At 35.9% G+C, this 14,484-nt stretch carries 14 protein-coding genes, 1 tRNA gene and 1 pseudogene; 6 read left to right on the top strand and 10 right to left on the bottom strand.

Features of this window, described 5'->3' with window-relative positions; genetic code table 11:
* Positions 1-321: 321 nt before the first annotated feature.
* The gene (lepB, locus tag AB6N09_RS00335; RefSeq protein WP_411131032.1) at positions 322-1,068 is read left to right on the top strand and encodes a signal peptidase I; all 747 of its coding nucleotides are present in this window, start codon (positions 322-324) and stop codon (positions 1,066-1,068) included.
* 3 nt (positions 1,069-1,071) lie between these two features.
* Here lepB and hscA read toward each other — a convergent pair whose 3' ends face one another.
* The 4 genes from hscA to iscU are packed head-to-tail and all read right to left on the bottom strand — an operon-like array spanning position 1,072 to position 4,077.
* Positions 1,072-2,862, bottom strand: coding sequence for a Fe-S protein assembly chaperone HscA (hscA, locus tag AB6N09_RS00330; RefSeq protein ID WP_411130983.1), 1,791 nt, complete (start codon positions 2,860-2,862; stop codon positions 1,072-1,074).
* Positions 2,840-3,298, bottom strand: a complete 459-nt coding sequence (locus AB6N09_RS00325; protein WP_411130982.1) for an iron-sulfur cluster co-chaperone HscB C-terminal domain-containing protein — start codon at positions 3,296-3,298, stop codon at positions 2,840-2,842. Before AB6N09_RS00325 ends, hscA begins: the two co-directional genes overlap by 23 nt.
* The gene (locus AB6N09_RS00320; RefSeq protein ID WP_411130981.1) at positions 3,291-3,695 is read right to left on the bottom strand and encodes a HesB/IscA family protein; all 405 of its coding nucleotides are present in this window, start codon (positions 3,693-3,695) and stop codon (positions 3,291-3,293) included. The genes AB6N09_RS00325 and AB6N09_RS00320 overlap by 8 nt, the downstream gene beginning before the upstream one ends.
* Positions 3,688-4,077 carry a Fe-S cluster assembly scaffold IscU gene (gene iscU, locus AB6N09_RS00315; protein WP_411130980.1) on the bottom strand — a complete coding sequence of 130 codons (390 nt, stop codon included), beginning with the start codon at positions 4,075-4,077 and terminating at the stop codon, positions 3,688-3,690. Before iscU ends, AB6N09_RS00320 begins: the two co-directional genes overlap by 8 nt.
* A gap of 186 nt (positions 4,078-4,263) precedes the next feature.
* Between iscU and ftsY the strand changes: the two genes are divergently transcribed.
* Complete coding sequence (gene ftsY / locus AB6N09_RS00310; RefSeq protein ID WP_411130979.1) at positions 4,264-5,175, top strand: signal recognition particle-docking protein FtsY; 912 nt, start codon at positions 4,264-4,266, stop codon at positions 5,173-5,175.
* Here the strand turns inward: ftsY and radA are convergent.
* The 5 genes and pseudogenes from radA to AB6N09_RS00285 form a co-directional block, all read right to left on the bottom strand.
* Positions 5,162-6,509: pseudogene (radA, locus tag AB6N09_RS00305) on the bottom strand (DNA repair protein RadA). The gene ftsY and the pseudogene radA overlap by 14 nt on opposite strands.
* 306 nt (positions 6,510-6,815) lie before the next feature.
* Positions 6,816-7,793, bottom strand: a complete 978-nt coding sequence (locus AB6N09_RS00300; RefSeq protein WP_411131031.1) for a quinone oxidoreductase family protein — start codon at positions 7,791-7,793, stop codon at positions 6,816-6,818.
* Positions 7,794-7,886: 93 nt separating this feature from the next.
* Positions 7,887-7,960, bottom strand: a tRNA-Pro gene (locus AB6N09_RS00295).
* A 570-nt stretch (positions 7,961-8,530) separates the two neighbouring features.
* Positions 8,531-9,085: an aminoacyl-tRNA hydrolase gene (gene pth / locus AB6N09_RS00290; RefSeq protein WP_411130978.1), complete on the bottom strand. Its 555-nt coding sequence runs from the start codon at positions 9,083-9,085 to the stop codon at positions 8,531-8,533.
* Positions 9,085-9,696 carry a 50S ribosomal protein L25/general stress protein Ctc gene (locus AB6N09_RS00285; RefSeq protein WP_411130977.1) on the bottom strand — a complete coding sequence of 204 codons (612 nt, stop codon included), beginning with the start codon at positions 9,694-9,696 and terminating at the stop codon, positions 9,085-9,087. The genes pth and AB6N09_RS00285 overlap by 1 nt, the downstream gene beginning before the upstream one ends.
* 273 nt (positions 9,697-9,969) lie before the next feature.
* Here AB6N09_RS00285 and AB6N09_RS00280 point away from each other — a divergent pair, with 273 nt between their 5' ends.
* The 4 genes from AB6N09_RS00280 to AB6N09_RS00265 all read left to right on the top strand — a co-directional run bounded on the left by AB6N09_RS00280 (position 9,970) and on the right by AB6N09_RS00265 (position 13,129).
* The gene (locus AB6N09_RS00280) at positions 9,970-10,539 is read left to right on the top strand and encodes a hypothetical protein (protein WP_411130976.1); all 570 of its coding nucleotides are present in this window, start codon (positions 9,970-9,972) and stop codon (positions 10,537-10,539) included.
* Positions 10,540-10,837: 298 nt separating this feature from the next.
* Positions 10,838-10,966, top strand: coding sequence for a hypothetical protein (locus AB6N09_RS00275; protein WP_411130975.1), 129 nt, complete (start codon positions 10,838-10,840; stop codon positions 10,964-10,966).
* Positions 10,967-11,038: 72 nt separating this feature from the next.
* Entirely contained in the window at positions 11,039-11,641 is a 603-nt protein-coding gene (locus AB6N09_RS00270) for a hypothetical protein (RefSeq protein ID WP_411130974.1), read from the top strand.
* A gap of 156 nt (positions 11,642-11,797) precedes the next feature.
* Positions 11,798-13,129 carry a dihydroorotase gene (locus AB6N09_RS00265; RefSeq protein ID WP_411130973.1) on the top strand — a complete coding sequence of 444 codons (1,332 nt, stop codon included), beginning with the start codon at positions 11,798-11,800 and terminating at the stop codon, positions 13,127-13,129.
* A gap of 28 nt (positions 13,130-13,157) precedes the next feature.
* On the opposite strand, the gene AB6N09_RS00260 is transcribed toward AB6N09_RS00265, so the two are convergent.
* Positions 13,158-14,306 carry a SurA N-terminal domain-containing protein gene (locus AB6N09_RS00260; RefSeq protein WP_411130972.1) on the bottom strand — a complete coding sequence of 383 codons (1,149 nt, stop codon included), beginning with the start codon at positions 14,304-14,306 and terminating at the stop codon, positions 13,158-13,160.
* Positions 14,307-14,484: the final 178 nt, after the last annotated feature.

Below are 14,484 nucleotides of genomic sequence, written 5' to 3'. Positions count from 1 at the left end.
TTTTGTCATTGAGCCTGCAGATCAAAAACAAGTTTTGAGTCAGAAATACCCTTACTGCCATGATAAGAGAGTTGGAGGAATTTGTCAAGTAGTTTTTTGTTTCTGTTGGGTAGCTTTTCCACTGTTGTCCGCTTGTTCCTTGTGTAGCGAGAATTGGAACACCTTGTGTTTGAGGTAAAACCCGCTATAAACACTGTTTTGGAACAAATATTCGTACGATTGTGCATGCAACGTTGGGATAACAGATACCGTAAAATTTCACATTACCACTTTTATGTGTTACAATAAGCTTAATTTATAAGAAAAACAAAATTGGAAAAGTTGGAGGAATTAAGGGGGAACTGGATAACAAGAACAGGAAGATTTTTATCTTCATTGTTTTTTTTACTACTGATTGCGCTATCAATACGAAGTTTTTTATTTGAGCCATTTCATATCCCTTCTGGTTCGATGAAAAGCACTCTCCTTGAAGGAGATTATATTTTTACTAGTAAATATTCATATGGTTACAGTAAACACTCCTTTCCATTTTCTCCTAATATTTTCAGCGGTAGGATCTTTTATACCCCTCCAGAACGTGGTGACATAATAGTTTTTAAACCTACGAAAAACGATAGCATCAGATTTGTTAAACGAGTAATAGGAATACCAGGCAATAAAGTGCAAATGATAGAGGGAGAGTTATATCTAAATGATCAGAAGGTAAAGCGAAGACAAATTGAAAGTTTTTTTGATTATGAATCAAGTCGCAGTATACCAAGGTATATAGAAACACTTCCAGATGGAAGAAAACATGAGATTTTGATAGATAATGTTTCCAATAAGCTATCGTATAATACTCCGGTTTACTATGTACCTAACGATCAATTTTTTGTTATGGGGGACAATAGAAATAATTCTTTTGATAGCAGGTTTCCTGAAATTGGTTTTGTACCAATGGAAAACATAATTGGGCGTGTGAGCATAGTTGGTTTATCGTTTAAATTAGAGAAGATTGATTGGTTGCCATTTAATTTCAGAGTACCTGTTGCCCTGAGATTTGAAAGGATATTGTACAAGGCTGTGTAAACTCTACCTATTTGTCAATTTACACAACTCTAAAGAAGAGTTTTCTAACTTGGCAATAGCGCTATTGATTTCACTCAAATCATTTCCTTGTAAAGCTTTTTTTGCGTTTTGCAGTAGATTTTTTAACCTTTGATCAGAGGAAAGACTATTATCACCTTCAATCAAATGTATGAGTTTATTGCCATTAATTTTAGCTTCTGCAAGGGAACTAGCCTTCATATCTTCATCAAAGTTGCTTATTGACTGATTAACCATATCTTGAACATCGGCCCCACTTAAGCCAAAACTTGAATTTACTTCAACTGTCTGCTCAATCCCAGTGGTTTTTTCTCGTGCAGTAACAGTCAATATTCCGTCAACGTTGACTGTAAATTTTATTTCAACTCGTGCAGAACCTGCAGGTAGTGGCGGTATATCTTTGAGTTCAAATTGCGCTAGAGATTTGTTATCTTCTATCATTTCACGTTCCCCCTGACAAACGTGAATTTTCATTGCCGCTTGCCCATCGATGTAAGTTGTAAACTCTTTTGTTTCTGAAACCGGCAATGGCGTATTTCTTGGTATGATCTTTTCAACTATTCCTCCCATAGTTTCTATGCCAAGTGATAAAGGCAAAACGTCCAAGAGAATTTTCCTATCTTTTGAGCTTGAAGTTAAATAATGAGCCTGCAAAGCTGCCCCAATAACAACTGCTTTATCTGGATCTACATCATTCAGCACCTTATTTCCAAAGAGTTTGACTAGTGAGTTATAAACTAATGGCACTCTAGTAGCACCACCAACCAAAATTATCACTTTTATGTCATCAATTTTAAGATCTATATCGTCTATAGTACGAGTGACTATATTGACAGTCTTACTAACCAAAGGACTTATTGCTTGCTCGAATTCTTCTTTGGTAATTTCGCATTCAAACAACTCGCCGTTGATGTTGAATTCAAAAGTGCCTAGCGTGTTTTCACTTAGGTATTCTTTTACAGTACATAATTCAGTAAATGATGGTCCTGTCATGAAAGTAGCTGACACTGGGATGACACTAGAGCACTCTTTGTTTAAACCTGCCTTTTCTCTGTACTTATCAAGCACAATTGAATTTAGTAGGCGATCAAAATCATCACCACCAAGTTTGGCATCACCACCAACTGCAAGGACTTGAAACACTCCTTGGTGTAGTTTCAATATCGAAATATCAAATGTTCCGCCGCCAAGGTCATAAACTGTATATATTCCACTGCTGTTATTCTTTTCAATCGAATAAGAAAGCGCCGCAGCAGTTGGCTCATTAATGAGGCGAAGAACCTCTATACCAGCTAATTTTGCTGCATATTTCGTTGCATTGCGTGCTGAGTCGTCAAAGTAAGCTGGTACAGTAATCACCGCTTTTTTTACTTCTATTCCCGTAGACTTTTTTACCCTCTCACATAAAGCTTTTAATATCTCAGCAGATATCTCAACAGGAGTGAGATACTTTTCCTCTGAACATTTTACCCTAATAACTTTTCCACTTTCTTCGTCTATTTCAAAATTGATGCCTTCTTTGTGCAAGTCTTTGACACTTTTACCCATTAAACGTTTTATCGAGTAAACTGCACCTGAGCCAACATCGTAGCCGGTTTTCAATATGTTATTTTCATATGAAAAAGCAGAAGGCAGCAGTTCTCTTCCTTGTTCATCTTTAAATATCTCCACGTCACCAGCTTTATTCACTATAGCAATTAAAGAATTGGTAGTGCCTAGGTCTATACCGAACACTTTTTCATTTAAATTTGGTTCAGAAATTTGTATTGGCTGCATTTTTCTTCATTTCCTCAAATAACTTATATAAATATTTCAATCTCAAAACTTGCATCGCAGCTTCATCAAAATTCTTTGTAGCGAAAGCATTAATTAGATTTTTGGTGCAACCTTTTATTTTTTTATCAATCATCCTACTTGCAAATTGTAGATCATCGCAGTCTAGTAAGTACTCTCTTATTTCCATTGATTCATTCAATATTTCAGAATTTAGATGATCATTTTGGCTTTTTACACCAAAGAGATTCAGCAAATGTTCGGCACGTTTTAGTGGTGACTTGAGCACTTGATAAGCTTTGTTTATATTTTCCATGTTTTTGGACTCTCCTTCATTTATGTCAGCTCTGCTGAGCTCAATGTATTTTCTCTCTAGCTCATCAAATCTGATGTTGAAAGCTGGTTCAATTTCAAACAATGTGAAATAGTTGCTAGACATGAAAACTCTCTCCACAACCACATTTTCCTTTCTCATTAGGATTTTTAAAAACAAAACCAGATGAGAGTTTTTCCTCTACGTAATCCATTTCAGAACCAAGAATAAACATGACAGATTTTGGATCGATCAATATCTTGACTTTTTGGTCATCACTGCAGCTTTCTTCAATTACTGACTCCAAAAGACGAATATCATATGCATATTCAATATCATATTTTAAGCCGGAACATCCTTTTTGTTTAATTAGTACCCTTATTCCTATTGCTTCTTCTGACTTCTCAAGGTTATCATGCTGTTTTTTATCCAATAAGTACCTTATTCTCTCCACTGCATTTGCAGTGATAGTGATAAGTTTTTTATCTTTCCTCGCAGCGTTTATTCCTTGATGCTTACTCATAACTATTTTGTTTACTTTGGTAATCATGAATAGCAGCTTTTATAGCGCCTTCAGCAAGCACCGAGCAGTGTATCTTCACTGGAGGCAAAGACAATTCTTCCACTATTTGCGTGTTTTTTATCTTTGTTACATCCTCAATAGTTTTCCCTTTGATCATCTCTGTGAGCAAAGAGCTCGAAGCGATGGCAGAACCACAACCAAAAGTTTTAAATTTTGCGTCTTCAATAACGCCTTTATAATTGACCTTTATTTGCAATTTCATAACATCGCCACATGATGGCGCACCAACTAGGCCAGTACCAACATTTGGATCATTTTTATCCAGAGAACCAACATTCCTTGGATTTTCGTAATGATCTAAAATTTTCTCATTATAACTCATAGAATTACACATAAACCATTACTTACATTATAATACATTTATGTTAAAAACCAAAGAAAAATACACTCAAAAACGTTATATTTTGTGAGTAAAATATGTGGTTTTGCTAGTGCATTTTTCTTTACAAATACTCGTAGTGCGTGTAATTCTCTATATTAAGTTTGTAATTTTCAAAGGAGTACTCCCTTGAGTTTGTTTAGTAATCTTTATAAAGGCCTGTTGAAGACTTCTTCGCGCTTTAGCGATGGAGTAAAGAGTATTTTTTCTGGCAAAAAAAAATTAGATCAGTCGCTTTTGGATGAGCTGGAAGAGCTGCTAATTAGCATGGACATTGGTAATAAAACTTCCAAATTAATTATCGATAGGCTCACAAACATCAAATTTTACAAAGAAGTTGAATATAATGTTATCACACAGCAGTTAATGAGCGAAATAGAGGCTATATTAAGCCCCATTGTGCAACCACTCACCTTGGACAAAAAACCACATATAATTATGGTATGCGGAGTGAATGGTAATGGTAAAACCACAACAATAGGTAAGCTCGCGCATAAGTGTAAGGAGATTGGAAAATCCGTTATGCTTGTCGCCTGCGACACATTTAGGGCTGCTGCTAGTGAACAGTTAAATATATGGGCAGAACGTTCTGGTTGCTCTATTGTTGCTGGAGAGTACGGTAGTGACTCTGCAAGTGTGGCATATAGAGCTGTAAGTCAAGCCATAAAAGATAACGTTGATGTTGTTTTGATTGATACAGCAGGCAGGCTACAAAATAACGTGAACCTTATGGAGGAGTTATCAAAAATATATAGAACGATAAAGAAATTGGATGATACTGCTCCTCATGATGTTATTTTAGTTCTCGATGCAACCACCGGCCAAAATGCTTATAGCCAACTAGAGGCATTTAGCAAGATGGTGAATGTTACTGGGCTAATCGTAACCAAGCTAGATGGCACTGCTAAGGGCGGAGTAGTGATTGGACTTGCGGAAGCTTATAAGATAAAGCTGCATGCTATAGGAATTGGCGAGGGTATAGAGGATCTTAGGGAGTTTACTAGTAAAGAATTTGCTGAAGCACTATTTAACTGTGATTGAAGATTTCTTTCAACTCCTTTATATGACCAAGCTTAATTATTTCAATATCATAAGAAGAATAGTTGCCATTTTTAGGCATAATTGCTTTTTTAAACCCTAGTTTTTGTGCTTCTTTGAGCCTCAGGTCAGCATGTGAGATGTTTCTAATCTCGCCTGAAAGTGCAACTCCGCCGCAGATTATTGAAGAGGTTGGCAGCGGTAAATTTACTATACTCGAAAAAAGTGAAGCAGCAACAGCAAGGTCAGCCGATGGCTCTTATATTTTCAGTCCTCCCACAATGTTCAGATACACTTCTTTTTTGTGTAAAGGAACCTCACAACGAGCATTTAATACTGCAATGATCATGGCTAATCGATTAATATCCCATCCAACCACTGCTCTTCTTGGATTTTCCATATTCGTTCACGCTATCAATGCTTGAACTTCCATCAAAATCGGTCTTGAACCTTCAATTCCTGCAAATACAGCACTGCCAACAACTTTCCTATCATCAATATTTCCTGCTAGAAATAACGATGATGGATTATCGATAGGCACGAGTCCTGCTTCAGACATCTCAAAAATACCAATTTCATTTGCAGGGCGGAATCTATTTTTAATAGCGCGCAAAATGCGATATTGATTGCTATTTTCACCTTCAAAATATAGCACTGTGTCCACCATATGTTCCAAAGTTTTAGGTTCAGCTATTTGTCCATCCTTAGTTATATGACCAACTATTAAGAGGGAAACACCATGTTGTTTTGCAAGAATAGTTAATTCATGGGCACAAGTGCGAACCTGATTCACAGTCCATGGTGCTGATGTAATTTTGCTATCATACATCGTTTGTATGGAGTCAATAATTAAGAATTTTATTTCTATTTTCTCTTATCGTTGTCACTACATCAGCTAAAGATACTGTAAATAAAAGCTTAATTTTAGACTCATTTATCTTAAGGCGTTTTGCTCTGAGGCTCACCTGTTCTAAGGATTCCTCGCCAGATACATAGAGACACTCGAGAGAGGAAAGTTCTGCAACGCTAGCTGCAATTCTAAGCAAAAGGATAGATTTCCCAATTCCAGGTTCGCCACCAATTAAAATGCTTGCACCTTTAACAATACCATCGCCAAAAACTCTATCTAATTCCTCTATTTCCGTTAAAAGACGATCCGGGGTAACAATTTCATCATCCGATAATGCCTTTATTGAAATTGATACAGATGTACTTCTCGTTTCTATTCTTACGACTATTTCTTCAAAAACTGTATCCCAATTATCACACGCAATGCACCTTCCTACCAACCTGCCAGCGCTATGACCGCAGGATTGACATACATATACAGTTTTCATAAGAGTTAAAATTACTTTTCATAATTGAAATAAGGATTAGCTAAATATGCAATAAACATCAAGCCTTAGATGTACAGTTCCAGAGCGCGATGATGCATCATAACCTGTTTTCTAATTTTGCGCCAAAATTTGCTTACACTTCTCAAATATCCCAAGTACTCTGCAGTGCTCATCTGCATCTCTCCTAAAAATCCCTTACCATAAGTCGGTTGTACAAGAGATTCATTATAGCCCAATTATGGGTACTTTGCGTATGCATGGATTTTAACATAATTTAGTGAGTAGTAGTTGAAATTGTTGATTTATTCAAAAGACTTTAATGATATTCAGTCCACTCACTTTTCTATCTTCCATATCACGATGAGCCTCTATTATTTCATTGAATTTATACTTTTTGTTAATCCTTACCGTTAAAAGTTTTTTCTTTATCATCTCAAAGATTTCCATTGCGGTAAGCACTAGTGTGAGTCTGTCGTGCTTATAATGATATATCGAGGTTCCTGTGGCAAATAGCGAACGTGAGCTAAGTAAAGAAAAGCTAACCGGAGTGCTGCCTGATATCTGCCCATAGGAAACATATATACCGAACTTGCCTAAAGATTCAAAAGAAAGCTTGCTTGTAGCATAGCCTATCGGGTCATATACTGCGCCCACTCCTTTATTTTGTGTAATCTCCATAATTTTAGAAACAAAGTCTTTATCGTTATAATTTACTGCGTATGTGCAGCCATTCTGCAAAGCTATCTTCATTTTTTCATCAGAACTTACAGAACCTATAACTACCCCTTTTTTATCCTTTCCCCATTGGCATATTATCTGTCCTAAACCACCGCTGGCTCCGTGCACGAGCACAACAGCACCAGGCTTTATCTTATAAGACTGGTTAACCAGATAGTGAGCTGCCATGCCTTTAAATAGCACTGCTGCTGCAATTTCATCCGGTATTTCGTCTGGAATTTTTATCAGATATTTTTGGTGTATGGTACGTTTTTCGCAATATGCTCCAGGTGGTGCTGTGCAATATCCAACTCTATCTCCAATCTCTAAGCCATTACTTACTTTTTTACCGAGCTTTTCAATAACTCCAACTGCTTCTACTCCAAGTACTAATGGCAGGCTTTTAATTTTACGAATGCCTTTTCTATGCTCCAAGTCATAACAATTTAAACCGATAACTGTGTGACGTACCAAAACTTCTTCGCCTTTTGGCTCACTTGTACCTTTATCTACAAACTCTAATACTTCCGGTCCTCCAGTTCTTTTTATTTGTACGGCTTTAACCATGATGGACATAATAAAAACTTTGGCTATATTACCTGATAATCAGTATCTTGTAAAATTATTTAGAAATCTGTAAGATATGTGTTGATAAAAGAATCGGGGCGGAGAGATTTGAACTCCCGACCCTTTGGTCCCAAACCAAATGCGCTACCAGACTGCGCCACGCCCCGATTTTTTTATTTAGAATAGCAATAACTAAGATAAAATGCAAGGTTCATTTATTCACCAAAAAGCATTTGCTTTTGTCCGTCATAATGCCTTTGTGATAGCTAGCTGGATTCAGATTTTTTAGCCATAGAAACAAAAAAACTACTTGACAACCTTTCCGACTTCCTTATTATAATACTGAAGCTATTATTTATCTTCAGTCTGTGCAGATTAAATAACAAAAAAAACTTAGCATATTTGGCGTCTCATGTTTAATTTTTTACACTATGTGCGCCTCATGTCTTTATTAATTTCACCTAGACTTCTAGGTTTTTCCCTATACAAGCTGAAACGCGCTTATAAGTCGTTTAAAACATCAAAAAACGCCAATGTTATAAGATAGATAGTGAATAACTAGCCACTCGGGGTTTCTTTTGCCTTTTTTCTCATTTGGTAAATTTCTTAAATATTTATTACTAAAATAGTATCCTGGATGAGCTACTTGGATGACACCCTGAAGATTCAAAAAACCGTCATTCCGCTCGTGTTAGCGGTTTCAAGTATTCTGCGGTTGCGCTTCTTCTAAAAATTCCTCACAATAATGCAAGAGATCTAATAAAAGTTGTGTTATCTTCTTGCAGCATTAAGTGTATGTTTTTTGCTATTTTTTCTACTAAGTAGGCGGCGTTGTCGAAATTTGCAAATTTGGACAATACATAATCCGCTAGATCTCTTTGATCATTGGGCCTGCCTATTCCGAATCTCAGGCGCCAATAATTGTTACCCATAAAACTGTCTATAGACTTAAGTCCATTATGTCCAGCAAAGCTGCCACCCTTCTTTATTTTTATTCTTCCAAGTTCCAGATCAGCATCATCATGTATAACAATGATATTGTCCAACGATAATTTGTAAAAGTTTCGTATTTTTGCAACGGGAATGCCCGAGTTATTCATAAATGAATAAGGCTTTAGCAATATAGCTTTATTTTCATTAATTATGCCAGAGGTTATGAGGTAATCAGCTTTTTTAGAGAACGGCTGAAAATTCCAACATTTGCAAATTGCATCGACAATGATGAAGCCAATATTGTGATAAGTTAGCTCATATTGGCTACCTGGATTACCAAGCCCAACTAGCAGATACACTATTCCTCTGTCTCTGCTTGAGGTTCTTCAACGTCACTATCGGCAGCAGAGATTGTAACAACAGTGAAGTTTTCTTCCTCGTGTGCTGCAAGTTTAACACCTTCTGGCAATTTCACATCATTTATGTGTATAGACTGGCCGATCATTTTACCAGATAAATCGACTTCTATAGCCTGAGGTATTTTATCAGGAGAGCATTTAACAGTAATAGAACGATATAAAACATTAAGTACTCCACCTAGCTTGATTCCTGGAGATTTGCTTTCATTTATAAATGATAAAGGTATGTCTATTTTAATTTCACTGCCTTTATCAACGAATTGAAAATCAACATGTTGTACAGTATCATTTACCACATGCCATTGAATATCGCGAACAAGAGCATATTCTTTTTTACCTGAAATGTTCAATTTTATCACATGTGCAGAAAGGGAACCTGATTTATATTGCTTCGTGAATTCCTTCGCGGACAATGTTAAATTTACATTATCATGTCCTTTACCGTATACAACTGCAGGTATATATCCTTTTTTTCTTAGGAAATACATTGCTTTTGTTTTTGTTACATCACGTAATTCTGCATTAATTGCTACCATTTCTTGATGTGCCATCGGTTGCTCCTACTCAACTAATCTTTTTAATATAATTTAGTATATAACATAAAAATGTTTATTTCAATCTTCATTACTCGCAGTACGTGTAAAAGATTTATAATGTACACGTGTTGCGTATGAAAATATTGTTTAATCAATATGATTTAATAATACAACACAAAAAATACTTATTTTAGACTCTATTCCCATTGTTTTTCCTGAGCATCCAATAATTGTTAATAATCTTACTATATTATAAAACATAGTGATTTTTATCAAAGATTTATAAATATGGATAAAAAAATAAAGATTTTGCCCAACACAGCACCAATCCTCGTAACGTGGGTTCCAAAAGACATTGGGAAAACGTTGCCAGATGGCAAGAATAGCAAACTCAACTACGTGGATGTATTAATCAAACATAAACAAGGAACTAATGAGGATAGAGATATTTTTTTGGTTGTTAACGGACCAGGATTTAAATCAGGTCAAATCGAGGAACTGAAGAATAAATTTAAAGGGGTGGGTGGAATACATGTCGTAGATCTACATGGCCCTAAATATAGCCTTTGTTGGAAAGAAATTGATCAAGGGTGGAAAGTAAGTGGAAAGGATATTAGCATTCAAGATTATTTTCATGACATGTACAGCAAAGAACCTCAGGAAAGAACGCACTTTGCGATTGAGATTGATACCTTCCGGTATACTGCAGCTTATTGTATGCTGTGTGAGCAAAAGGGATCTAAAATGGAAGAAGGAGTAATTTATATGGATTTTGATGTTCTCGATAGCATTAGTAACAATAAGTACAAAGAGCATAGAAAAAACTTTATGGCAGGGATGATGAGCAAAAAGGTATAGGAAGTGACATAACAATTCCTGATGGAATTTTAGCGAATAAAAATGGTAATGACATAATTGCTGTTACAGATTTGCTTATATTGAAAAAATCTGTGATAAGTATAAGCAGAATATACTCAACTAAAATGAAATAAAGGCAAAATTTGAAGAAAAGCTAGGTAAAGAAAAGATTGAGAAACTAATCCAAGCTAGACCAGATAAAGACACAATGTGTGCAATACTCTATTCCAAATCTGATAAATCATATTTTTTTGAGCAGAACATTGCTCAGCTTGCTTTTAACCGTGAATTAAGAGATATGTTCCAATCATGTGATGTTAATTTTATTAAAAATGGAGGTGAATATCTTGCTCAGGGACAGAAAATCGATGATCAAAGGGTTGGTCATAATGACGTTTCCTGGTGCAAGGATCTTTACATTTTATAAACAGCTTATTTAATAATAATTTAACCATTGAGAATGTAAAATTATAATATATTAATTAGCTAGAGGGTAAAAATGTCAACAAATTGGTTTCATGATTTTTTTTTCGGTTCTAATGAATCAGCAATAGAAGCACTAGAAAAACTTCAAAAGATGGATGCTGAGCAGTTTCAAAAGGTGTTTAGTGCGTTAAAAAAATTGCAAGAAGATCAGCAGTTCAATGCTGAGCAGATTAAAATCGCATTTAGCAGATTAGAGAAATTGCAAGAAGGTCAGTTGCTCAACGCTGGGCAGATTAAAAGTATGCAAGAGCACTTAAACAGTTTGCAAGGAAGGCTCGCAAGTGTAGAAGAAAAAGTGGGAACACTTACAGAAACAGTAGCAGATCATGGCAGCAATATTGCAGATTTGACAGAAACAGTAGCAGATGAAGAAAAAATAATGCTGACTTGTTGTATAGTAGCAAGTGTTATCGCTGTAGCAGCGATTAGTTTTATTGGCTTCTGCATCTACCAGGGAATTAAGAGTGAAAGGGAGAAACAAAAGGGCTTGACTCAGAGTGTGCCAACTGAGGAACTGATCGATTTACTTGGACCAGACATACCAGGCACAAAGCTTGATGCAGATGTTAGGAGGGCCGAAGAACTACCAAAAAACACATTGATGATGTCAAACTGAATAATATTCTTATTGCAAAGGTGTTACATAACTTGTAACACCTCATGGCCTGAATTAAGGCAACACAAGACTTTAGCTACATAGTTCGCATTTTAATTTGGTTGTGTTTTATTAAAAAAAACTTTAGATTTACTTCATAATCAACGCTGCGATTTAATGACTAAAACTTGGAATTTATTGCAAACAGGGCAGAAAGAGGGCTACAAAATTGCATATACAAATGCTCGCATTATCGATCCAGAAACTAAACTCGATATAAAAGGTTCACTATTAACTGAAGGGAATAAAATCGTTGATTTTGGTGAGTCGTTATTTTCAAATGGAGTTCCAAGTGAGATTGATGAGACAATAGACTGTGAAGGACTTGTTTTCATGCCAGGCCTTATTGACATTCACGTGCATTTTCGTGAACCAGGCCAGGAGCATAAGGAAACTATACATACAGGCAGCAAATCTGCGGCCGCAGGAGGCGTTACGACTGTGGTTTGCCAGCCTAACACTGCTCCGGCAATTGATAGCGTTGTTTTGACTCAATATTTGAAATATAGAGCACTTGAAACTTCATATGTAAACGTTGAATTTTACGCTAAAATCACCACTTCAGAAGAAAAGTTGACTGAAATGGCACTTTTAAAGGAAGCAGGTGCAGTTGGATTTACTGACGATGGTATGCCGGTTATGAATCCAATGATTATGAGGCAGGCGCTACTTTATTCAAGTATGCTGGGCGTTCCGATTGCTCAGCATGCGGAAGATTTAAATTTATCAGCAGGTGGTGCAATCAATGAAGGTAAGATTTCTGAGGAATTGGGAGTAAAGGGAATTTTAAGTGCGTCAGAATCGGTTATGGTAAGTCGCGATATACTGCTCATGAAAGATATGGAAAACGTGCACTATCACATTTTACACGTTTCTGCAAAAGATTCACTCGACGCTATTAAACGTGCAAAAGATTTAGGATTGAATGTCACATGCGAAGTAACGCCTCATCACTTCACTTTGACTGAGGACATAGTAAAACTACATGGAGCAATTGCAAAAATGAATCCACCACTTCGTACTGAGGAAGATCGCTTGGCTATGATTGAAGGTTTAAAAACAGGTGTGATTGATTGCATTGCAACTGATCACGCGCCACATGATCGTAGTTCCAAAGATCTGCCACTTGAGAACGCTGCATTTGGTATCGTAGGTCTTGAGACAATGCTGCCTCTTTCACTTGAACTTTACCACAGCGGGCAAATGAGCCTATTTGACGTACTTGCAAAATTGACATACAAGCCTGCGGATATAATACACGTGCCACGTGGTCGTATACAAAAAAACCTTACTGCAGACTTAATTTTAGTTGATCTAAATTACGAATGGGAAATTAAAATTGACAACTTTGCTAGTAAATCAAAAAATTCTCCTTTTGATGGGCGTAAAGTAAAAGGACACGTACTACGCACTGTTGTGTCTGGCAAAGCTGTGTACTCACACAAGTGATATGTCTGCTCGGAAGTCCTAGTTCCGGTTAACTATATCTATAACTGACAGCTGCATTTTTACGCATATCATCCAGTAGTAAGTTGCTTTGTATCATAATCTTTTGTTGGTATATCTCCTGTTTAATAGCTTCTGTATCTGCCGTATTGCTTTTGATATCACACAACATCATTAACCTGGCAGTGCTATTTTCTCTGAATTCTACTATTTCATTTACCTCTGTTTTACTGAATAAAGCCTGTAAATCAGGGTTTAAATCCCGCATTTTTATTTCAAATTCTTTTGCATTTGGCAACTTGAGATTATCTGCCAATTTATCAAAATTCAAACAATTGACTTTCTGCTCTTTGAGATCATCTAATGAACTTTCAGAACTTTTAACCACGACCTGTTTTAATTTTAAAGTGCTTTCCAGTAGCGCATAATCGAGTTGTACTTTATCCATTACTTTTACAATAGTGTAACCTTCGTTAAGGCTGACCGGACCTGCTATTTCACCAGTTTCTAGTCCTTCTAAAGCGCTCTTGAGGTTGCCTTTCAATTGATTCAAATTAACTGTTGCTTTACGCATCTTTATTGGAGGTTCTGGAATAAAGTCATTATTACTATTGCGTAATTTTTTCGCCAAATCCTCAGCTATACTATAAACATTCTCACTCTCTTGGCTAGGAACTATAAACTCTTGGAACGCGATAAGATAATCTGGCTTTTCTATTTGCCCTTTTGCATCGTTTACTTCCTTGTTGCTTATATTGATAAATGGCACGATTCTCATTTCAATAATTTTGCCCCACAAAAGCTGACATTTTATTTGTTTTTTTAAGATGTCAAGGTCTATATCATGTTCTTTTATATATTGAGCAATTTCATCATCCTTAATTTTAAAATTATGAGTTAGAAATGACACGATGGCATCATTTAACTCTTCATCACTCAATTTTATATTTAACCTTTGCGCCTCATTGATAATGATAATTTCGTCTATTAGCTGCCTCAGAATTTGAAGCTTTAGTTCCTTTCCATTTTCAGTGTGAAACAGTGAATTTATCAGATTAACGCGTTTTTCAATATCTAAATTTGAAATTGGTTCACCATTTACATCTGCAATAATTTCAATCTCAACCGCAAGCAACCTGATTGGCAATATTATCAACAATAAAATTAGTATTTTACGCATAAGCAAGATTGTTTAGTTAATAATCAATTCTATAATAAATATTAAGTCAATACTAGCCAATAGGTGACTTTTGTAAATTTTTTTATCTAATATATTCATAGATGTTTTTGATTTATTAACACAGTAGTGCTACGTTAATACAAATTAGTAAAATGAATAAAAATTTTGAGCGCTTTCA

It is taken from the genome of Wolbachia endosymbiont of Tettigetta isshikii (assembly GCF_041154185.1).
In the GTDB taxonomy this organism is placed as follows: domain Bacteria; phylum Pseudomonadota; class Alphaproteobacteria; order Rickettsiales; family Anaplasmataceae; genus Wolbachia.
Note: the sequence above shows the minus strand (reverse complement) of the source record. Positions and strands in the feature narration are given on the sequence as shown.

What these genes read in the sequence shown, in the direction of transcription:
- hscA (WP_411130983.1), bottom strand. Translation starts at nt 2,862, where the DNA reads ATGCAGCCAATACAAATTTCTGAACCAAATTTAAATGAAAAAGTGTTC.
- AB6N09_RS00325 (WP_411130982.1), bottom strand. Translation starts at nt 3,298, where the DNA reads ATGTCTAGCAACTATTTCACATTGTTTGAAATTGAACCAGCTTTCAAC.
- AB6N09_RS00320 (WP_411130981.1), bottom strand. Translation starts at nt 3,695, where the DNA reads ATGAGTAAGCATCAAGGAATAAACGCTGCGAGGAAAGATAAAAAACTT.
- iscU (WP_411130980.1), bottom strand. Translation starts at nt 4,077, where the DNA reads ATGAGTTATAATGAGAAAATTTTAGATCATTACGAAAATCCAAGGAAT.
- AB6N09_RS00300 (WP_411131031.1), bottom strand. Translation starts at nt 7,793, where the DNA reads ATGGTTAAAGCCGTACAAATAAAAAGAACTGGAGGACCGGAAGTATTA.
- AB6N09_RS00285 (WP_411130977.1), bottom strand. Translation starts at nt 9,696, where the DNA reads ATGGCACATCAAGAAATGGTAGCAATTAATGCAGAATTACGTGATGTA.
- AB6N09_RS00280 (WP_411130976.1), top strand. Translation starts at nt 9,970, where the DNA reads ATGGATAAAAAAATAAAGATTTTGCCCAACACAGCACCAATCCTCGTA.
- AB6N09_RS00275 (WP_411130975.1), top strand. Translation starts at nt 10,838, where the DNA reads ATGTTCCAATCATGTGATGTTAATTTTATTAAAAATGGAGGTGAATAT.
- AB6N09_RS00270 (WP_411130974.1), top strand. Translation starts at nt 11,039, where the DNA reads ATGTCAACAAATTGGTTTCATGATTTTTTTTTCGGTTCTAATGAATCA.
- AB6N09_RS00265 (WP_411130973.1), top strand. Translation starts at nt 11,798, where the DNA reads ATGACTAAAACTTGGAATTTATTGCAAACAGGGCAGAAAGAGGGCTAC.
- AB6N09_RS00260 (WP_411130972.1), bottom strand. Translation starts at nt 14,306, where the DNA reads ATGCGTAAAATACTAATTTTATTGTTGATAATATTGCCAATCAGGTTG.